This window comes from Flavobacterium sharifuzzamanii (assembly GCF_003254585.1).
In the GTDB taxonomy this organism is placed as follows: Bacteria; Bacteroidota; Bacteroidia; order Flavobacteriales; family Flavobacteriaceae; genus Flavobacterium; species Flavobacterium sharifuzzamanii.
In genome coordinates this window covers 543,178-562,958 of the sequence record NZ_QJGZ01000040.1, presented here as the reverse complement: position 1 = coordinate 562,958, position 19,781 = coordinate 543,178, and the positions used below count along the sequence as shown (strand labels likewise).

Genomic DNA, 19,781 nt, shown 5'->3' with positions numbered 1-19,781 from the left:
ACCGCAATAATTATCTTATTAAAAAATACTCAGTGTCAAATCCATGCATTGAATAAATCAGTTGAAGATTGGCTTTCCTCTTCAAATAAACCCTTCTTGCCTTGCCTTATAGAGAAGCAGTTCATCATTATCAGCATCAAACATTAATTTGATTTTACTCTTTCTCTTTTCTATTGCGCTTAATGATAAGGGAATAAAGTGAACCAGATTTTTTGTCTGTATTCCCAATGAAATATTCTGCAGAATCTTCAGATCTAATTCGTCCAGTGCAAGATCACTGTACTGGTTACGCATTTTGATATTCTCTGCAGCAATACTATAAAAAAAACTACCGCTAAGAACCGTCAGTAGAGCTTCTAAAACTAATGAGGCGGTAATGTCCTTTTTAATTAAGACTGCATCATATGGAATAGATTTTATAACATGTCCCACTGTGGGATTATTTTCTGATATAGTCAATATAACTTTTATCTCAGGAAATTTATTTTTTATTAAAACTGCCAGCCTATTATTTGAAATGTTTAATTCCTTTTCAAAAGAAGTTAATTCAAAATCAATGAGTACTGCATGATATTTCATTTTATCTAAAGCTATCAAAGCCTGCCCATAAGATTTTGCAACTTCTGAATTAATAATAAGATGCTCATTAGTCCGAAAGACTATTTTATAAGCTTCTACAATTAGAGGATGATTATCAATTATTAAAATATTAATCTCTTTGAAAAAAACTTCCCGTTTTTCGGAATTATTTAAAATCATAATAGGGTAAACAATCTTTATTGCGTAATTAATTATATCTCAGGAAAATTTCACGAATTAATTTTCAAACTAATTTATAAGTGTCCAAGAACTGACCTGTCCCCTAGTCAGAATATCTTTTTTTCTAAAAAAAAATAGTTTTCAACTTTCCAAGAAAATTAAAAGACCTGAAAAAATTCAGGCCTTGCATCAAAAATTGAACTAAAAATGCGTTTAACCAATATTAAGAAATAGTTATTTTTAAGCTATATCAGTTCCAGAAATTCACTTTCCAGAATTTGTAAGGGATACATTGACAATAGGTACAAATGGGGTACAAATGAAAAAACTGCAAAAAATATGCAGTTCTTAATTTTAGTATTTTTATCCAACCTGTTATTTATTTCTTTTGGATTTCGGCAATAGTATTAATTCATCCCGACTTTTTTATAATATGCATAAAGCTTATAGATGCAAAAAAATTTGTATAACTATTAATTTTGCTTGCTTGAAGCTCTAGCATACTGAAAAAAAACAATAAAATTGCCATATATAAATATCTATACATCAAAACATTAATAAGTAAATAAATGAATTATCTATAATTAAAAGTCCTCCCATTTCATCCAAAAAAATGCCGGTTTGTAATTTCTATCGTATAGCTCTTCCTTCAGAACTATTAGGAATTACTCTTTCAATCAGATGCAAGAGAAACAATATGCCAGCCGTAAGCCGATTTTCAATATCATCCATCATTATAAAAAAGGTATTTTATAAATAATTAAAAGTGCATTTTTACGTCTTAAATTCCTCTTGGATTTTAGCCCGCACAGCCAGAGTTCTTTCGGTTACTGTGAAAAATGAGGCTAATTATAGTATATTTACCTTTTAAAGTGAATTAAAACTATGGAAGACTTTTTAATTGGAATTGGAAAGAGATTAAAAGAAATCAGAAAAAAAAACGCCTTAACCATACATGAAGTAGCTAATAGAGCTGGTGTCAGCAACGGACTAATATCAAGAATCGAAAATGGCAGAACCATTCCTTCTCTACCCGTTTTAATTGAACTTATCCATTCGTTAGATACTGATGTCACTTATTTCTTTGAAGGAGTAAAAAACATAAAGAATGCCAAGTGCATTCACATTAAAAAAGAAGATTATCAAAAAATAGAAAAAGAAGACCGCTCTGAAACAAAAGGGTTCAATTACTATCATATCTTCAGCAAAAGCATTAATTCTATTGGTTTTGAAGCGGTAATTCTTGAGGTTGAACCAAACAGCAAACGTGAAAAAGTAATTACTGACGCGTGGGAATTCAAATATATAATAAAAGGAAGCGTGACTTATATTATTGATGATATCGAAGTTGTTGTTAACGAAGGTGACTCTATATGTTTTAACGGAAGACTGCCTCACGTTCCTGAAAACAGGACTGATGAAAACTGCGTAATGCTGGTTCTGTATTTTTATTCTGAAAGCAATAATTAAAAAGGTTACCTCTAAAAATAGAGATAACCTTAAAAAAAAACAAAAACACAATTCTAAATTAGTTTGCAGGAAGCCACGAACGTCCGTCTAGTGACCACGCTAAATTAATCGGTACGCCAAACCATTGCAAAGACGAGTAAGCAATATCTACCATTTTTGGAACAATTCCATTAGCATTTCCACATTTTAAACTTGCCGTGCTTGTTGTCCATGTAGGAACATTAGGAAACGAAAGAGCAACTTGTTTTGAGCTAGAATCTGTAAAATTGCTTCCTGATCCGTTATCGCCTTTCCAATAGCCGATAAGATTTACATAATCTGGATGGGAAGATGTAACAGAGGAACAGGTGTAATTTAAAATTGAAGCTTCAGAAAGCGCTTTATTCCAAACCCTAACCTCCGCAATGTTTCCGTTAACATTGGCACCATACGCTAGAGTTCCGTCTTGTCCAATCGCAAAAGGCAATCCCGAAGTTAAGCTTCCAAAACTGGCCTGAATAGCTGCCTGACCAACAAAAGCACCATCCTGATAAGTTTTAACCAATTTGGATGAACGATCTACCACCAATGTCAAATGATGCCATTTTCCATCAATGATTGTTCCTCCCGAAATATCTACACGATTTTGAGTATCTCCAATATTTACTTTCCAAGTTCCTCCCGTATTGGCACATATTATAAACCCACGATTTTTGCCGCTTACCCAGTTTTTATTAGAAACTATTGATGGATCGCTGGAATAGCCTGAAGTTTTTATTCTGCATTCTACCGTAAAACTCGAAGTTCCGAAATTATAAAGCGCATTACTTGTTGAAGCATAAATGCTATTTGCATTAAAATTTGCAAACTTGCCTGTAATACTAGTCGTAGGATCAACTGGTTTTTCGATTTTATTCGAAGTGAAATTTTTGTTATTGAAGATGGTGAAAATGTTTCTCTCTTCATAAGAAGATCCGCCGTGAGATCCTGTTGAGCCAGTTACTATTCCTCCATGATCTGGTGCAACCACAACCAGCCAGTCTTCATTGGCATAATTTGGCCTGTTTTTTAAAGCTGCCAGAATTTCTCCAATGTATCCGTCAGTTGTTTCAATAGAAGATTTGTACTGCGGAACATTTATTGAAAATCCGTAGCTGTGTCCCGCATGGTCGACATCATCAAAATGCAGAAATAAAGCATCTGGATTATCGTTTGTAAGTGCAGCTACTGCTTCATTTTTAACCGCTAAATCAGCTGTCAGTGTTTTTTCGACATCTATTCCGTCAACGATATAGGTATTGATTGGCGCCCAATGTACAATTGACATTGTTTTAAGAGCAGAATTATAAGTTTCCAATCGTTTTAGAAAACTTGGATAAGTGCCAAAATTTGGGTTTGAAAACGAATTGTCAGTTACACCATGCTTTAAATGTGTAACACCGCTCAGCATGGTAGACCAGCCATTTCCGCTCCAAGTTGGGGCTTCGGTTAAAGCATCTAAACTGTAAATTGAATTAGGCAATAAAGCATGAACATTTGGCGTATTGGCCCCCATTAAAGCATCGCCGCGACAGCCGTCGATACCAATAATCAATAACTTTTTAGTACCGCTGCTTAATGCCGTTTTACCAGTTTTAGATGTCGTATTTGCAATTACCGAATTCTCATCGTTTGCGAGCGCTGCATCGTTGGTGCATGAAGTGACTAAAAGTACACTGGCAAGAATTGTAACGTAACCTAATCTAAAAATCTTTTTCATTGGATTGAATTGTTTTGTTGATTACTCTTTTATCTACTCATAACTATCTCCTGCAGGGATTTTTTTTTAAACTAATTAGCTTATTCTATAGGTTTATTTTGCTGTATATTAAAAAATGTTTGCCACGAATTAACTAATGAAAATTGGTGGCAAAAAAACTAATTCATAATGCTGTATAAAGAAGCCAGAGAATCTAGAATATAATCTGGTTTTGCTTCTTCAAGCTGTGATCTGATTTGCGCTCCCGACAAAACACCTATTGTAATACCGCATTTTGCATTCTTGCCTTCTTCAATATCTATCGCAGAATCTCCCGCTTTTAGCACTTTCGAAGCATCCGCAATATTAAAAAGTGCCATTGCTTTAAATATCATATCAGGAAAAGGTCTTCCTTGTTCAACATCATCTGCTGTTATTAAAGCATCATATTGAATGCCTCTTTTCCAGTTTAATTTCTCCAATAGCGCATTGGCAACCAAACTGTTATACCCTGTATTTAGAACCACTTTTACTCCATCTTTTTTTAGGCTTTCCATCACATCTTCAACTCCTTCAATAGGAAGAACTTTAGCAGTAAGATATTCCTGATCCAGTATTTCGATGAAATATTCAAATATTTGGTCTGTTTTTTCAGTATCGGTGATGTTGATGAATTTCAAAATATCTTTTATAGCCTGATATTTTTCTTTTCCCGCGCCTAATGACAGAACAAGCTCCAGCGAAACATCTATCCCGAATTTATTAATAGATTTATGCAGCGATTTGTATACTATGTTTTGCTCGTTTACTGTTGTTCCTGCCATATCAAAAACAACCATTTCAATTTCATTAATTTTCATTTTGTGTGTGTTTATTTGCCTTTAAGGCATTAAGATATATTAAGAATCAAAACTTAAATATTCTTAATTCTCTTTTTAGATTATTTTCTACCAACAAGTTTTAGAAATAACACTTAATTTTCTTAATCTCTTAATGGTTAATTATTTTTAGTTTATGCATTAAAAATTTTATCGATATTATGCTTGGCAAATCCAGCACTTCCCGTCATTCCTTTACCGCCAATTCCAGTTATGATATGAATATTTTCACCAACCGTATGCTCAAAAATATCTTTGGTTTTGCATTGGGAATACATTCCAAACCATCTACTCTGAATTTCGTACGTTGGCAGATCAATTATTTTTTTAGCTTCTTCAATCATAAAATGATCGATATCCATATTTAAATCAAAACCTAGGGAATCTATTTCTTTTGCACTGGCATATTCGTGCGAATCTCCTAAAATAACAGAACCGTCCAGAGCCTGTTTGAATAAGATGTGAACGCCGTATTTTTTTTCAAAACTATCTGGGTTTTCTTTTGCTTTGATGGATGCGTAAGATTTGCATTCTTCAAAAGATTCATATCTTCTGATTGTCAATCCTGTTAAAATTGAACCATCCAATTTATAATTATTTTGTGGCTTGGTTTGCAGCATTTGAAGCTTAGAAACAATCAAATCGCTGCTGTTATAAATTTCAGGATATAAGATTTTAAAATCACTTCCGTTGCAGATAATAATTTTAGAAGCTTTGTATTCTAAACCTGTTGATGATGTTGCGATTACTTCATCAGATCTATCTTCGGTATGCACTACGGTTGTATTCATAAATAAATCCAAACCTAAATTAGCCGTCATATATTGATGCAGTTTATGAATCATAGTTGAAGGCTCTACGGTAACTTCCTGCGGAAAAAACAATCCGCCTGTACAATAGTCAGCTCTCAAACCGCTGTATTTTGCCAGACATTGCTCTTTCGTCAGCAAATTAGATTCGTAATCATTTGAAATATTAATTTCATGCAGTTCTTCTATCAGCTGCATTTCTTCTTCATTTGATGCCAAATAAACTGTTCCGTTCTGACGAATGCTGATATCAAATTGTGATTGGATATCTTTATAAATCTTTAAACTTTCTTTTCCGAAATTCTGCCATTTTCTGTCCATTCCCGATGGCACAACCTGCCCGAAATTTCGAACGGTTGCTCCCTCTGGTCTGCTGTTTTTTTCTAAAATAGCAACCGACATTCCTTTCAATAAGGCATGATAGGCGTGAAATGTGCCCAAAACCCCTGATCCAATTATGATTAAATCATATTTATCTTTCATGTGTAATTATTTTGTGAATTATTATTTATCCTTTGTTCAACTATATAAAGGAGCTGCATTAATTTTTATGTGTTTTTTAAACTTTCTATTAAAGAAATTAAAAGACATTATCGTTGTAATTATTCCCACTACTGAGAGAAGATAAATGCAAGTGGTAAAAAAGCTTAAGAGAGAAATATCCTTGTCACCTAAATTTTTAAAAAACAGCACCAAAACACTGCCGAGGTAACCGAAAGCATCGGCGATATAGATTAGAAATCCGCTATTTCCTTTTATTTTATAGGTCGCAATCATTCGGTCAAAAAACAAACCGTTAAACGGAATGTAACAAATGTACATACCGAATCCCGAAATCATCATCCATGGAAATGCGCCCAATAAATGCTTTTGAAATAAGAAAGTGGTAATCCCAATTAACAAAGATCCAATCAGCAACACGATATGATAATTTTTGAATGCTTTATAATTGTTTTTCATGCTTCCTAAATATCCTAAAATTACAAGAACCAGTATCGCAATTGGAATTTCTGAATACATATAAATCGAAATGCTTTCCTTATATCCCAAAGCATCCCATAGCTCTCTGGCAAAATTATCTCTAAATTCACGCATTGCCGTAAGCATGGTGTAAAATATGATAATGACTGTTAATGGAAATGCAAACTGTCTGAAAAGCGATACGCGTTCTTTTCTGTCCATCGGTTTTCGTCTGGACCGCAGATCCAAATCTTCCTGATCAGGATTTGGAATTCTCTCCAGCAGAAGTGAAAACAGAATTAAAGGAACAATAAAAATAAGTCCCGTAACAAAAGGCATCCAAAATTCGGTGCAGCCCAAAACTTTCAATACAAATACACCAGCAGATTTTGCTGTTCCAGAGGATACGATAAAACTGGAACATAAAATCACACCCAAAAGCTCTGTGGTTTTTCTTCCTTCTATATAAGAAAAAACAATACCCCAGATCATTCCAAGCGGCAGACCGTTAATGAATAAAAACAAAATATTATAGGGTGCGGGAACTAAAGCAAAGCCCAATAATGCCAATTCTGAAATAGTTATAAAACTTATTAAATATAAAATACGTTTTGAAGGTTTTAATTCGGATATAATTTTGATTCCTAAGAACTTAGAAAACGTATAACCTATAACCTGTGCCAAAATCAGCAAAATTTTATAGTCAATTCCCCAAAAAGACATGCTGTCGAATGTGGCCGCAGTAAAAGGCTTTCTGAAAGCATACATGCAGAAGTATGTTCCAAATGCTGCTATGGATGCTTTTAATATAAACCTAAAATTGGATGTTTTTGCAGACATAATTTCTTAAGATTGGTTGATAGTTGGAGTGTAAGTTGAGATGAGTATAAAACTCATTGGATGCAGTCAGTTCAAAAAAATAAACTGTAAAAATAAAACGGACAAGCATCCAACGAGTTAACTTATAGTTGTCTATAAATTATATTTTAAACCAAGATTGAATTTTACACCATAATATTCTACCTGTTTCGGCCTGTTTGGAGTTTCTCCAAAATGATACATCAGAGGCTCGTTTAAGACATTGTTTACGTCACTAAAAATGGTAAAATGATCTCCTATTTTATAAGAAGCTGAAAAATCTAACGAATTGTATTTGCCATAATAAATATCGTTCATGTCGGTATTTTTAGCATTAGCATCAAAACTTGTGGCGTAGGCACCTTTATGGTTAAAAGCTGCTCTCACGTTTAGTTTTCCTGTTTCATAGAACAATTGCAGATTATATAATTCTTTGGCCTGATAAGGCGTTGACACTTTTCTTCCGTTTGGATTATTAGCGTTCTGTCCCAATGTCATTTCAGAATTCATAAGCGTTGCATTGATCTGAGTTCCGAAATATTTTAGGAATCCTGGCAGGAAGTTGAATCTTTTTGTGATTCCAAATTCAATTCCGCCAATCCAAGCGTCACCGCCATTTGTAGGCGAACTGATTTCGATATCAGGAATTCCATTTATAGTGCCTTGGTACGTATCATCAAAAATTGGGTCTGTAATTGATTTATAGAATACTCCGGCATTGATTAATCCCACTTCATCAAGGAAATATTCTCCCAATAAATCAAAGTTCCACGAATATGTTGGGTTCAGGTTTGGGTTTCCTCCTGCATATTCTCCATCAATAGTATTCAAAGAACCCGCTGGAGAAATATCACCAAAATTTGGTCTAGCAAATGTTCTTGTTGTGGCAAAACGTACGTTTAAATTCTCAATCGGAGAATATTTTACATGAAGCATTGGAAGAACAGATGTATACGATTTTGTGTTTTCGGCATCAACTACCACATTATTCTCTACCGTTTTTCCTGTGACTTTTGTAATGGTGTGAGTCGTTCTCAGACCTCCCAAAATGGTCCATTTATCATTTAATAAATAAGTCGCCATTGCATAAGCTGAAGATGTAGTTTCATCAACATTAAAATTTCTTCCCAAGCCTTTTCCTAATTCCGGAATCTGAGAATCTACAGGATTTAATACCAGATTTCCTTGTGAAGTATTAAACAACTTAGTCATTCCATCCGTTGATAAAACCGGCCCAAATGTATTGCCTATATTGGTTCCAGTTTCTCTTCGCATATAATCTGTTCCGCCAGGCTGGTTGATTAAATCGGCACTATAATTCGATAAAAACGGTGTTGGCGATCCAACCCAGTTGTAATACTCATCTCTAAAAGTGGCAATACGATCTTTGTCGGTTAATTTTACACCAAACTTCATTTTAAGACTTTCATTAAAATTATGCTCGTAGTTTACCGCAGCAATAATATTGTCACGCTCTACAATGCTAATTTTGTATAATTCCAGCGTAGAGAATTTCATCTTTGTCGGATCTGTCTTGAAATTTGGATCAGAATAAAAATCAAAAATTGATTTTGGATTTTCAGGATCCAGCATTCCTCCATCAGCAGCCCAGTATGCTCTTGCCCCCCCTGCTCCTCCACTTGTTATTGGTATATTTTTTAAATATTCAGGTTTTACGCCAACTCCCGTCTGGTTGAACTGAATTAAAAAATAACTGTTGTCTTCTGCATTTGGAATATTTCCGTATTTAAACTCATTTCTATAAGAAGCTAGACTCCAGTCCAAGTTTCCGTTAGCTAGCTGGTGTTTTCCTCCTAAATCAATACCAACAAACTCCGTCTTTAATTCATTATGAATATCCTGCTGTTCTACAGTTAAAGCATTTGTAGCACTGTTGAACTTATCAAATCTGATACGGTGTTTATAATGCGTTTCTTCATCAGAAAGTCCGCCATAAGTCGCTTTTAGGAAAATTTTGTCTCTCGATGACGGGTTAAATTCCATCGCTGCATTTAAACCTGTCGTTTTTCTAACTCCGGTATAGTCTCTTAATTCTAAGCGATAAACTCCCTGATCGCCTTGTCTTCTGGCTTCGTAATTATCCGTTGCCCAGTTTCTGTCCCAATACGTTCCATTAATAATATAACCAAACTTTCCGTTTTTACTCTTATCACCAATAGTAAGCGATCCACTGTAAATTCCTTTATCTGATTTTTGATTGTAACCGCTAAAAACACTCGCTTTAATTGTTTTTTTAGTTGGTGCAGTCTGAGTGGTAAAATTTACGCGTCCTCCAATAGCATCTCCATCCATATCGGGTGTAATGGCTTTTGTAGCTTCTACATAAGCGATAAGGTCTGATGGAAAAAAGTCAAATGCTGTAGCCCTTGAAGTCGTTTCTTCTTCTGCGGTTGGAATTCGGTTTCCGTTAATTGTAGTCGATGACCAAAAAGGCGGCAATCCTCTCACCGAAACAAAACGTCCCTCTCCCTGATCGCGTTCTATAGAAACTCCCGGCATACGCTGCACTGTTTCGGCAGCATTACGATCCGGTAATTTACCAATGCCATCGGCCGCAATCACGTTTACAATGCTCATTGATTTTTTCTGCATGTTTAGCGCTCTTGCCTCACTATTTCTTTGGCTCATGCCGCTTACTACCACTTCATTTAATTCTTTTGAGTTAGCTTCCAGTCGAATAATTCCTAAATTCAGCAGCTGGTTTTCTTTTACTTCAATCTGAATCGTTTTTACTTCATATCCTATGTACGAAATCTTCAGTTCCAAACTTCCTGATCTTACATCTTGGATCACAAAATCACCGCTGAAACCCGTAGTTGCTTTTTGATTATTTGACAATATAATAGTAGCTCCCGGCAAAGGAGATTGTGAATCTGTAACAGTCCCTTTAATTGTGGCTTTTTGCGCAGTCATTTTTTGCACAATAAAGAGAGCGGAGAAAATAAAAATTGCCTTGTAAATTGTTTTCATGGTTAGTTTGTTTACAAATATTAAATTTATTACAGCAAATTAACTATGATTTTTACAAATAGTGAAAAAGTTAAAATTATCGAATTGTTAAAGAAATGAAAATTTCAAGCCTCAATTTGTTAAGGATTTGTAAAATGGATTGATCATTTAACCTATCAGATCGGCTTTTTGTACCGTAGAACAAGTATTTTATTCATTTTGGAGCATAAGTGGCAAAAAAACTATAACACCAAGAATTAAAACTAAGCAGACTTAAAGCGGATTGATTTTCTTAAAATATTTACAAATAGTAAACTTGAAGCAATAAGCGGTGACAAATTAACTCCAGAAAATATAACATTTTTGGATAGATGGCTCCACTTACTAAAATGTGGGGTCTGACAGAAGTACAGATTGAAAATGAAATAACATTAAAACCAAAATTGATCCATTCCTTCTTTTGGAGGCATCAAAACCCTGTACATCTAATCTTTATTTCTGCATAGTCAAACATAAAAGACCTCTAAATTTTAAAAACTTAGAGGTCTTGCAACTATGATATTTTTAAATAAAAAAAACTAGATCAGTTTAAACCGCTGTTCTCTTAACCGGTTCACAGGCCAGTTTTCTATTCGCTTTATTAATTGTCGCACGAACCGTCTTTTTCTTATGTTCATATTCCTCAATGCATTTTTGAAGTTCATGAAATAGCGATTGATACTTTTTATGCAATCCGTCCAGAGACTCCATTGCCGCACGGACATCATTCTCCTGTGACTGCTCCAGAACATCTGGAAAAGCTGAAGATAAAGCTTCAAATTTATCAAAGGCCACAGCAAGAACTCGGTGTTCTCTCAAATCTATCCCCTTCATTTTAAATAATATTCTATAGTTTAATTAATATATGTAAAGTTTTAAAGTGCCCTTCTTTTCAATACTTTTTCAGGATAATCTGTAATAATTCCGTCTACCTGAAGTTGTATCATATTATCAATTGCTTTGTCATCATTAACAGTCCACGGAATAATTTTCATCTTCATGAACCGAAGCGAATCCACTGCTTCTTGGTTCAACAATTTATAATGCGGACTGTATATTTCTGGCTTAAAATCAAGCAACAAAAGATTTTTAGCGATGCCACCATCTCCAACCAAATAGGCAATTTTTGTTTTTGGATATCTTTTATGCATCACATTTAATACTGTCGGGTCAAAAGACTGAATGTTTATCTTTTGCACAATTCCTTTTTCTTTAACGATTTTCATTACCAAATCAGTAAATGCTTCTGGTTCTGGCTGTCTTTTTCCATAATCCGATTTTTCAGATTTGATTTCGATATTGTATCGTACTGGTTTCAGATTGTTTTTAGCAATATAATCTTCAACACTATCAATCACTTCTGACAGTAAAGGCTTGTATGTTTTTTGTTTCTGCTGCATAGGAAAAGCATTATTCCCTCTTGAACCTCCGTCAAACTTTCTAATGCTGTCGTATGTCATTTCATAAAGATTGAAACTCTTTTCTTTATCCTTTACAATTGTTTTTCCTTCGCTGTCAAGCATATATTGCGAAGACATAAAAGGCTCATGCGAAACGACTACTTTCTGATCTTTGGAAATCACAACATCCAGTTCTACAACGTCTGCACCTTTTTTTACAGCACTTAGAAAAGCAGGAATAGAATTCTCAGGAAAATTGCCTCGATCTCCTCGGTGTCCCTGAACTTCTATCGTTTTTTTTGCTATAACTGCCTTCTGATTTCGACAGGAATATATTGCTGACACTGCAATTAAGACAGAAATTATCTTTTTGAATTTTGACATTTTATTTCACTTTATCAATTCTGTAAGTTGTATTTGCCGAATGCGTTTTACCAAACATATCCGTCGCTTTGATTTCGATAGCATGTTCTCCAATAGCAAGATCAGAAGGAATATTTCCTCTCCAAACGTGCGTACTTTTTTCAGGATCAGAAGAACGTTTTCCTGGCATAAGCACCTCCGATAATTCCCATTCGTAAACCAACTCAACATACGATGGATCTTCTACTTCTACGTAATTCATTTCTTTCCATTCTCCTTGATCTACACGGTAAACGACTTTATCTTTTTTACTTCCCATAAAAAAATTGGCAAATACTCCCGATTTGGTACGTTTTCCTTTTGCTACGACTTTTGGAGCGAAAACTTTCATTTGATAGTTCTCTGGTTTTCCCGCCACTTTATAATCAACAGTATATTTATTTCCATTAAAATGGATAAAAGCATACCCTTTTGGCGTTCCATCTCGCATAACCGAAATTGGAATTCCTTTTTCATCCAGTTTTCCGGAATACCAATCACCCGAAGTTGTTCCGATATTGTAATGGTGATGTGGACTTTTCTGCAGCCAGCCGTCTTTCTTTTCGAAAAAATCCTGTCTCTGCAAATGCGTATGCGCCGAAAGTGAAAGCGTATTTGGGAAATCTTTCAATAATTCGAATAGCTTTTGACGGTCTTCATCTCTAAAAGAATCGTCTTTGCTATCTGGTTCGCTTATCGGAATATGAAAAGCCAATACAATTAAATTTTCCTTTGGAACCGTTTTAAGATCATTTGCTATAAACTGCATTTGCTCTTCTGTAAATCCGCCCCAATAACCTTCATGATCTCTCGGATCTGGATACAAAACATCATCTAAAACAATAAAATGCACTTTTCCGTAATTGAAAGCATAATTGGCTGGACCAAAATGAGCTTCGTATGTTTCATCTGCCAATTTATCTTCTTTGGCATCAAAATTTAAATCGTGATTTCCTAAAAGATTGTACCACGGAATTCCAACTTTTTTTACCGCCTGAATGTAAGGATTGAATAAACTAAGATCGTTTCCAACCAAATCTCCCATGCTTAATCCAAACGGAATGTTTTTAATACCTTCTACTTCTGCAACAATTCCTCTTGCAAAAAAATCAACTTCTTCCAGATTATACGGCTGTGGATCTCCAAAAACAAGCGCTGTAAAATCATTGGTTTCCTTTTGTGGAAGCAATCCAAAATCTACAGATTCCAGCAATTTTCCTGTTGGGGCAACTCCTTCAAATTTTCCTTTAGGAGAACCAGCTGGTTTATGATTGTAGAAAAACTGCGGCAAATTATCTTTATTAACCTGAATCTTATAACCAGAAGGTTTGATTACGGCAATTATAGCATCACTTTGCAATGGCAGTTCGTAGTTTCCTTTTTTATCGGTTAAAACTACTTCACGACCATTGGTCACGGCAACATTTGCAATGCCTTTTTCTTTTTTTTCCTTTTTACCGTTTTGATTTAAATCTTCAAACACGATTCCTTTTACAGATGTCTGCGCTGTTAAAACACCACAAAACAATAATGCGCTATATATAAATGTCTTTTTCATTTTTTATTATTTATTTATCCCACCAAACTTTAGTATTGATATTATCGCCTCCAACCATTTCAACTGCTTTGTGATAGTTTTCGGTATTTTTAATCTGCTGATTATCTGGATAAGTGAATCGAGATGGCATAATTCCATTGTTTAACATCGCGGTTGTTGTAGGCAATACAGGAAATCCTGTTCTACGATATTCAAACCATTGCTGATAATCTGTAAAATATAAAGCGTAATATTTCTGCAGCATGATTCTTTGTAAAGTTCCGTCGTACTGTGCTTCCGGTTTGCTAAAATAAGTTGTTGGAGTGGTCGCTTTTAATTGTTCGATTCCTGCTCTCACTCCTTTTTCATAATGTCCTGCGGCGTCAGTAATAAGACCTCTTTGTGCTAATTCTGCTTTTATGAATTCAACCTCAGCATACGTTAAAAGAAAAATCTGCATTGGATTTTGCACCTGCGTGTTCAAAAGCGTTGAAGCATTATATTTGAACTGAGAATCTGAACCTGCATAAGCACTTGTAATTCCTTTAAATCCAATTGGTGCATTCGTAACCAAAGCTGTCGCACCTGTTGCAATTATTGCCCTTCTTGGGTCTTCGAGCGTGTTCAAATTATCAATAAAGAAAGAAGCCATTTTGATGTTAAGATTGAAATCCTGCGGTCTTCCCCACGGAGAAACATTTGGAGATACGCCTGTTATTTTCAAAATTGCGCTTTCGGCAGTATTAGTAAAAACAGGATACACTTCAGGATGATCTGCCATATAAGCCAGTTTTGCAAAAGCTCCCGTTTCTGTTCTGTTTGAAACTCTTAGCAATAATCTCATTTTAAGAGAATTGGTAAATTTCTTCCATTTCAGGACATTGTTTTGAAACAAAATATCTTCTGTATAAATCATGGCTTTGCTTGTATCATACAAAGTATTAGCTCTTTCTAAATCAGCTAAAATCGTTTCATAGATAAATTCCTGCGTATCATACTTTGGATATAAAATGCCATCTTCTCCTCGTGCAGCATCGGTCATCGGAACTGGCCCAAAAAGATCGGTAAGATTAGCATACACCAACGCATTTAGTGTTAACGCCACTGCCTCATAATTGCCGTCTCCTGCTTTTACAGAAGCCATTCGCATTTCTCTAATATTGTTAAGCCATTTGTAATAATTATTCCATGCTGAGTTTCCAATATTGTTGCTTACATCATAACGATGCAAACCTCCTGAGATACTCGGAAAAGGAAGTGAAACCTGCATTAGATTGAAAGTGACATCTACGCTTTGAGTTGCGTTTTGAGAAGCAATTCCGTAAATAATTGGGTTGATTAAAGTTCCCGGACTTATTTCGGTAATAAGATTAGGATTCTCATTTAGTTCTTCATAACCTCCTGTGCAGGAAATAGCAAGTCCTGTAAGCAGTAATAATATTGCTGTAATTTTTATCTTTTTCATTGTCTTATTATAAAGTCAAACTTAAATTGAAACCGTAAGTGGCTGGAGACGGCATCTGTCCCATTTCGATACCTGGTAAAATAGTATCTCCGTTTAATGCTGCTGTCTCAGGATCGTAAATTGGGAAATCTGAAACGGTTGCTAAATCTCTTCCGAAAAGTGAAAACTGAACCGACTGAAGTCCTGTATTTTTAAGCCATCTTTTTGGCATATTATATTGAAGGCTGATCTCGCGAAGTTTTCCAAAAGAAGCATCAAAAGAGTTGGATTCGATATTGGCTCTTCTGTAATAACGAGTATACCAATCTGCTGTTTTTACTTGTACAGTATTTGGAGAATAAGAACCGTCTGCATTTTGAACCACACCTTCACCAATGATAAAGCCAGTTTCCCTGCCCATACTATTTGAATTTAGTTTTCCCTGTTCAGAAAGCTTGTGATGTGTCTGCGAATAAATAATTCCTCCATACTGACCGTCAATAGTCACATTCATAGTAAAGTTTCCAATTGAAAAACTATTAACCCAACCTGCTTTCCATTTTGGGCTTGCATCTCCGATATATTGAATTTCCTCAGGATATGCCGGAAGACCTGCATTATCATAAACGATCTGGCCATCAGGAGAGCGTACAAATCCGAAACCGTAAATGGCGCTTGTAGTTCCGCCCACTTTTGCAATGATAGAAGCTGTTCCTCCTGTACCAATAATCTGCTGGCCATCGATTCCTTCAGGAAGTTCCATTACTTTATTCCAATTACGTGACCAGTTTACAGTTGAATTCCATTTAAACTTTTCACCATCAATAATTTTTCCTCCAAGGGTAATTTCGATACCTCGGTTTCTCACTTTTCCTCCATTTAAAACCGCTCCGCTATAACCTGTTGAGAAATCCATAGGAATATCGATAATCTGGTTTTTCGTTACACTCTCGTAAACTGTAGCATCTGCTGTAAGTCGGTTTTTAAACATTCTGATTTCAAAACCTGTTTCGAAACTTGTTGTAATTTCAGGTTTGAAATGATCGTTGTATAAAACTGTCAAAGTCTGCGCAGAACTTGGAAAAGCACTTTGTCCGTAATATTTCTGCGTTTTATAAGGCTCTGTATCATTTCCTACCTGAGCAAAAGAAAGTCTGTATTTTAAGAAATCAATTGATTTAGGCAGTGAAACCATTTCAGAAATAACCGCACTTGTATTAATCGACGGATAGAAGAATGAATTGTTCTCAACGGGAAGCGTACTAGTCCAGTCGTTTCTTCCTGTAATATCAACAAAAAGCATTTCCGCATAAGACATCGATACCAAACCATACAAACTGCTCATTTTTTTATAAGCATCGCCTAAAGTCAAAATTGGTGCACTTGAACCATTAGAAAGTTTATAAACTCCTGGCACAACCAAACCTGTTACTTCGGCTTCTGTTCTTCTGTATTTATAACTCATAGCATTTCCTCCCGCTGAAGCAGCAAGAGAGAATTTGTTTCCGAAATCTTTTTTATAAGAAAGGAGAAAATCTGAGTTGATTTCTTGTTTGAAAACATCTTGTCTTTCGTAGAATCCTTTTGCATATCTGTTGATGCTGTAAGGCCTTTTTTGCTCTCTTGTCTGGTTGTAAGTGTTCATAGAAGAACGAAGCATTAATTCTAAATTAGACGATAAAGTGATGTTAGCAAAAATATTCCCCACAATCTGGTCGCTGTCTAATGTGTTGGTCGCTTCATAAGCAATTAAATACGGATTGTCTATAAAAGAACTAAATGGATGCAACTGCTCTATCTGCTCTTTGCCTTTCACCCAAATCGGACGATACCAGTCCAAATCGATATTTGGCTGCTGAAAAATCATAAAATAAGCGATAGAACCATTATTGTAACCTGTAGAAGGCAAATTGTCACTATTTCTTGTATTATAATTGATTGCCGTTCCCAATTTAATTTTGTCAGACACCTGATAATTGGCATTAACAGCCGCTGTAACCCTGTCAAAACCTGTATTTGGCATAATCCATTCATTCTTCTGATTTCCAACTGAAAGACGCATCGATCCTTTGTTATCTCCACCCTGAATAGAAATATTATTATTTAAAGTCACACCGGTTCTCCAGAAATCTTTACGATTATCTCTGTAAGACTGCCAAGGCAATCTCTGCGCTGACTGTCCTTGCAAAGCAGGATCATATTGGTAAAAATTCTGACCTGTAAAAGCGGGTCCCCAAGCACTGCTGGTTCCGCTGGTTGAAGTTCCGTCTGCCGAATTTCCATAAGAATAATATTGGTTGCCCGAAGCATCTGGCGAATTTCCTGTTCCCTGTCCGTAACTATATTGATAATCTGGCCATCTTTGGATCACATCAAATGTTGCTCCTGTATTAAAAGAGATTCCTAAACCTTTGTTTTTCTTTCCAGATTTTGTCGTAATAATTAAGGCTCCGTTTGCCGCACGGCTTCCATAAAGTGCAGTTGCACCTGCACCTTTTAAAACTGTAACTTCATCGATATCATCTAGATTAAGATCAGAAATTCCGTTTCCGTAATCAATTGGCGAATCTTCTCCCATGTATGCACTGCTCGAACCCGAAGTTGTCATTTCAGCATTAACTGGAACTCCATCTACAACAATCAACGCATAATTCCCTTTTGGGCTTAAAGATCTGTTTCCTCTCAGCGTAATCTGCTGTGAGTTTAACGGGCCAGAACCTGTAGAAGTAATGCTCAAACCTGCCACTTTTCCTTTTAACCCAGATGACCAGTTGTTTGGTCGCCCCTGAGATAAATTATCAGATTTTATAGTCTGTTGCGAGAATCCTAATTTTTTTTCTTCTCTTTTAATTCCTAAAGCAGTTACCACAACTTCATTCAATTCACTCGTACTTGGTTTCATTATTATGGTAAGTGGATTAGCATTTGCGGCAACTTCCTGAGTTACGTACCCCATATAGGAAATAACCAAAACAGCCGAAGCATTTACAGCAAAGCTGAAATTTCCTTGCATATCTGTCATTGTAGTAGTTTTTGTTCCTTTTTCTAGAATGGTAACTCCCGGCATTGGCATACCGCTTTCATCCAAAACTTTTCCGCGTACATTCATTTGTGCACGAAGATTTTTGGTAACTGTGATAGTGTTATTCAGTTTTTTAAATGAAAGTCCAGTTTTAGAGGCCACCTTTGCAAGCACTCCGTCAAGACTTTCTTTTTCTGCATAGATTGAAATGCGCTGTGATGTTCCGGTTATTTTTTCGTCGAAAACAAAAGTAAAAGAGGTTTTTTGTTCGACTGCGTTGAAGAACTCAGTAATTGCGGCATCTTTTAGGTTAAGGCTTATCTGCACATCTTTGCCCTGTCCTAAGGCAAATCCTTTAAAGGAAAAAATTAATAAAATCATTAAGTAAAGATTTTTCATCTTTATATACTTATTGAAAAAAAATTGTAGTTTCGTATTCATTACTATTAGGCTATAGATTTTATTTTTAGTCTTTTAAAATCGCCCGTTTCCGTTGCACCGGAAGCGGGTTTGTTTTTTTGTCTTTTTTTAAGGTGTCTTTTTTCTTATAGTTATTTGGTTTTTAGTTGTGTAATTAATCTTTAGGTTTTTTAAATAGGCAATACTTTCCAATACATTCTCCAATTTTTCATCCTTAAACTTTCCAGAAATGGTAAGATTGTTTAATTCTGGATCTTCAATTGTAATATCAACATTGTACCAATTCTCAATAATTTTAACTGTTTCAGAAAGCTTGGTGTTTTTAAGCATAATGGTATTACTAATCCAGGCGATTTTATCTTCGCTGTTTTCTGTAGAAATCTGTAAATCTGAATTCTTAATTAAATCGGCTTGCTGATTTTTGGTAATCTGCACTTTTTTTCCAGTTGGTGAACTCACTTCAACTTTCCCGCTGATAACACTTACTTTAGTGTCGTGATGGTTATAGGAATTGATATCGAATGAAGTTCCGAGCACTCTAACCTTTACGTCGTGAGTTTGTACAATAAAAGGGCGTTTTACATCTCTGAAAACTTTAAAATAAGCCTGCCCAACCAATTTAATATTTCTTGTGGTTTCAAATTCTTCCGGATAAGTAATGCTACTGTTTGAGTTTAGTACAATGACAGTTCCGTCTTCAAGGAAAATTTCTTTCTTTTCTCCTTTAGCAGTAATTTGGGTAATTGCTGCAGGCTGGAAAATAAATTGAGCTGCAAAAAATGCAATCGAAAGTCCGACAACTAGAATCGCTGCTACTTTTAATAGTTTTCGAATTGAATATTTTTTTGGTTTTACCTGCAATTCTAAAAAGATCTTATTTAAAATTACATCACCTTTTTCATCAGATAATTCTATGTCTGACGACTGATCCTGCATCTTATCAAAAAATGATTCAACTGCTATTTTTTCTTCAGGTGTGCAGATGCCTTCTTCGTATTTTTTTGCTAACTGCAAAAAGATTTCTTTTTTCAAAATATGTGCTTTTATAGACAAGTCACATTTTTTGAATCGAACAAGTAGTCGAAAATGCAGGCTT

The 19,781-nt window shown here is 35.2% G+C and carries 13 protein-coding genes; 1 reads left to right on the top strand and 12 read right to left on the bottom strand.

All coding sequences use genetic code 11. The annotated features are described in order from the left end of the window. Positions 1-81: 81 nt before the first annotated feature. Complete coding sequence (locus tag DMA14_RS17220) at positions 82-759, bottom strand: response regulator (RefSeq protein WP_111425815.1); 678 nt, start codon at positions 757-759, stop codon at positions 82-84. 885 nt (positions 760-1,644) lie between these two features. Here DMA14_RS17220 and DMA14_RS17215 point away from each other — a divergent pair. Further along, a complete protein-coding gene (locus DMA14_RS17215) occupies positions 1,645-2,229 on the top strand; it encodes a helix-turn-helix domain-containing protein (RefSeq protein ID WP_111425814.1) in 585 nt (194 codons plus the stop codon). A gap of 58 nt (positions 2,230-2,287) precedes the next feature. On the opposite strand, the gene DMA14_RS17210 is transcribed toward DMA14_RS17215, so the two are convergent. The 11 genes from DMA14_RS17210 to DMA14_RS17160 all read right to left on the bottom strand — a co-directional run bounded on the left by DMA14_RS17210 (position 2,288) and on the right by DMA14_RS17160 (position 19,717). Beyond that, positions 2,288-3,967 carry a DUF4983 domain-containing protein gene (locus DMA14_RS17210; RefSeq protein ID WP_111425813.1) on the bottom strand — a complete coding sequence of 560 codons (1,680 nt, stop codon included), beginning with the start codon at positions 3,965-3,967 and terminating at the stop codon, positions 2,288-2,290. A 158-nt stretch (positions 3,968-4,125) separates the two neighbouring features. Continuing rightward, positions 4,126-4,806, bottom strand: a complete 681-nt coding sequence (locus DMA14_RS17205; RefSeq protein ID WP_111425812.1) for a phosphonatase-like hydrolase — start codon at positions 4,804-4,806, stop codon at positions 4,126-4,128. Between the two features lie 152 nt (positions 4,807-4,958). Beyond that, positions 4,959-6,116 carry a TIGR03364 family FAD-dependent oxidoreductase gene (locus DMA14_RS17200; RefSeq protein ID WP_111425811.1) on the bottom strand — a complete coding sequence of 386 codons (1,158 nt, stop codon included), beginning with the start codon at positions 6,114-6,116 and terminating at the stop codon, positions 4,959-4,961. 36 nt (positions 6,117-6,152) lie between these two features. Beyond that, positions 6,153-7,433 carry a DUF5690 family protein gene (locus tag DMA14_RS17195; protein WP_394336024.1) on the bottom strand — a complete coding sequence of 427 codons (1,281 nt, stop codon included), beginning with the start codon at positions 7,431-7,433 and terminating at the stop codon, positions 6,153-6,155. A 132-nt stretch (positions 7,434-7,565) separates the two neighbouring features. Beyond that, on the bottom strand, positions 7,566-10,385 hold the full coding sequence (locus DMA14_RS17190) for a TonB-dependent receptor (protein WP_238989998.1): 2,820 nt from the start codon (positions 10,383-10,385) through the stop codon (positions 7,566-7,568). A 624-nt stretch (positions 10,386-11,009) separates the two neighbouring features. Next, positions 11,010-11,294: a hypothetical protein gene (locus tag DMA14_RS17185; RefSeq protein WP_111425808.1), complete on the bottom strand. Its 285-nt coding sequence runs from the start codon at positions 11,292-11,294 to the stop codon at positions 11,010-11,012. 41 nt (positions 11,295-11,335) lie between these two features. After that, positions 11,336-12,244, bottom strand: coding sequence for a glycerophosphodiester phosphodiesterase family protein (locus tag DMA14_RS17180; RefSeq protein WP_111425807.1), 909 nt, complete (start codon positions 12,242-12,244; stop codon positions 11,336-11,338). Between the two features lies 1 nt (position 12,245). Beyond that, positions 12,246-13,820, bottom strand: a complete 1,575-nt coding sequence (locus DMA14_RS17175) for a calcineurin-like phosphoesterase C-terminal domain-containing protein (protein ID WP_111425806.1) — start codon at positions 13,818-13,820, stop codon at positions 12,246-12,248. A gap of 10 nt (positions 13,821-13,830) precedes the next feature. Beyond that, positions 13,831-15,264, bottom strand: coding sequence for a SusD/RagB family nutrient-binding outer membrane lipoprotein (locus DMA14_RS17170; protein WP_111425805.1), 1,434 nt, complete (start codon positions 15,262-15,264; stop codon positions 13,831-13,833). A 7-nt stretch (positions 15,265-15,271) separates the two neighbouring features. Further along, positions 15,272-18,646 (bottom strand): SusC/RagA family TonB-linked outer membrane protein, encoded by a 3,375-nt coding sequence (locus DMA14_RS17165; protein WP_238989997.1) that lies wholly within the window; start codon positions 18,644-18,646, stop codon positions 15,272-15,274. Between the two features lie 147 nt (positions 18,647-18,793). After that, on the bottom strand, positions 18,794-19,717 hold the full coding sequence (locus tag DMA14_RS17160; RefSeq protein ID WP_157957728.1) for a FecR family protein: 924 nt from the start codon (positions 19,715-19,717) through the stop codon (positions 18,794-18,796). Between the last annotated feature and the right edge of the window lie 64 nt (positions 19,718-19,781).

Excerpts from the sequence above, each read along its gene's own strand:
- DMA14_RS17180 (WP_111425807.1), bottom strand. The coding sequence starts at position 12,244 with ATGTCAAAATTCAAAAAGATAATTTCTGTCTTAATTGCAGTGTCAGCA.
- DMA14_RS17170 (WP_111425805.1), bottom strand. The coding sequence starts at position 15,264 with ATGAAAAAGATAAAAATTACAGCAATATTATTACTGCTTACAGGACTT.
- DMA14_RS17205 (WP_111425812.1), bottom strand. The coding sequence starts at position 4,806 with ATGAAAATTAATGAAATTGAAATGGTTGTTTTTGATATGGCAGGAACA.
- DMA14_RS17215 (WP_111425814.1), top strand. The coding sequence starts at position 1,645 with ATGGAAGACTTTTTAATTGGAATTGGAAAGAGATTAAAAGAAATCAGA.
- DMA14_RS17185 (WP_111425808.1), bottom strand. The coding sequence starts at position 11,294 with ATGAAGGGGATAGATTTGAGAGAACACCGAGTTCTTGCTGTGGCCTTT.
- DMA14_RS17190 (WP_238989998.1), bottom strand. The coding sequence starts at position 10,385 with ATGACTGCGCAAAAAGCCACAATTAAAGGGACTGTTACAGATTCACAA.
- DMA14_RS17220 (WP_111425815.1), bottom strand. The coding sequence starts at position 759 with ATGATTTTAAATAATTCCGAAAAACGGGAAGTTTTTTTCAAAGAGATT.
- DMA14_RS17165 (WP_238989997.1), bottom strand. The coding sequence starts at position 18,646 with ATGATTTTATTAATTTTTTCCTTTAAAGGATTTGCCTTAGGACAGGGC.
- DMA14_RS17175 (WP_111425806.1), bottom strand. The coding sequence starts at position 13,820 with ATGAAAAAGACATTTATATATAGCGCATTATTGTTTTGTGGTGTTTTA.
- DMA14_RS17210 (WP_111425813.1), bottom strand. The coding sequence starts at position 3,967 with ATGAAAAAGATTTTTAGATTAGGTTACGTTACAATTCTTGCCAGTGTA.
- DMA14_RS17195 (WP_394336024.1), bottom strand. The coding sequence starts at position 7,433 with ATGTCTGCAAAAACATCCAATTTTAGGTTTATATTAAAAGCATCCATA.
- DMA14_RS17200 (WP_111425811.1), bottom strand. The coding sequence starts at position 6,116 with ATGAAAGATAAATATGATTTAATCATAATTGGATCAGGGGTTTTGGGC.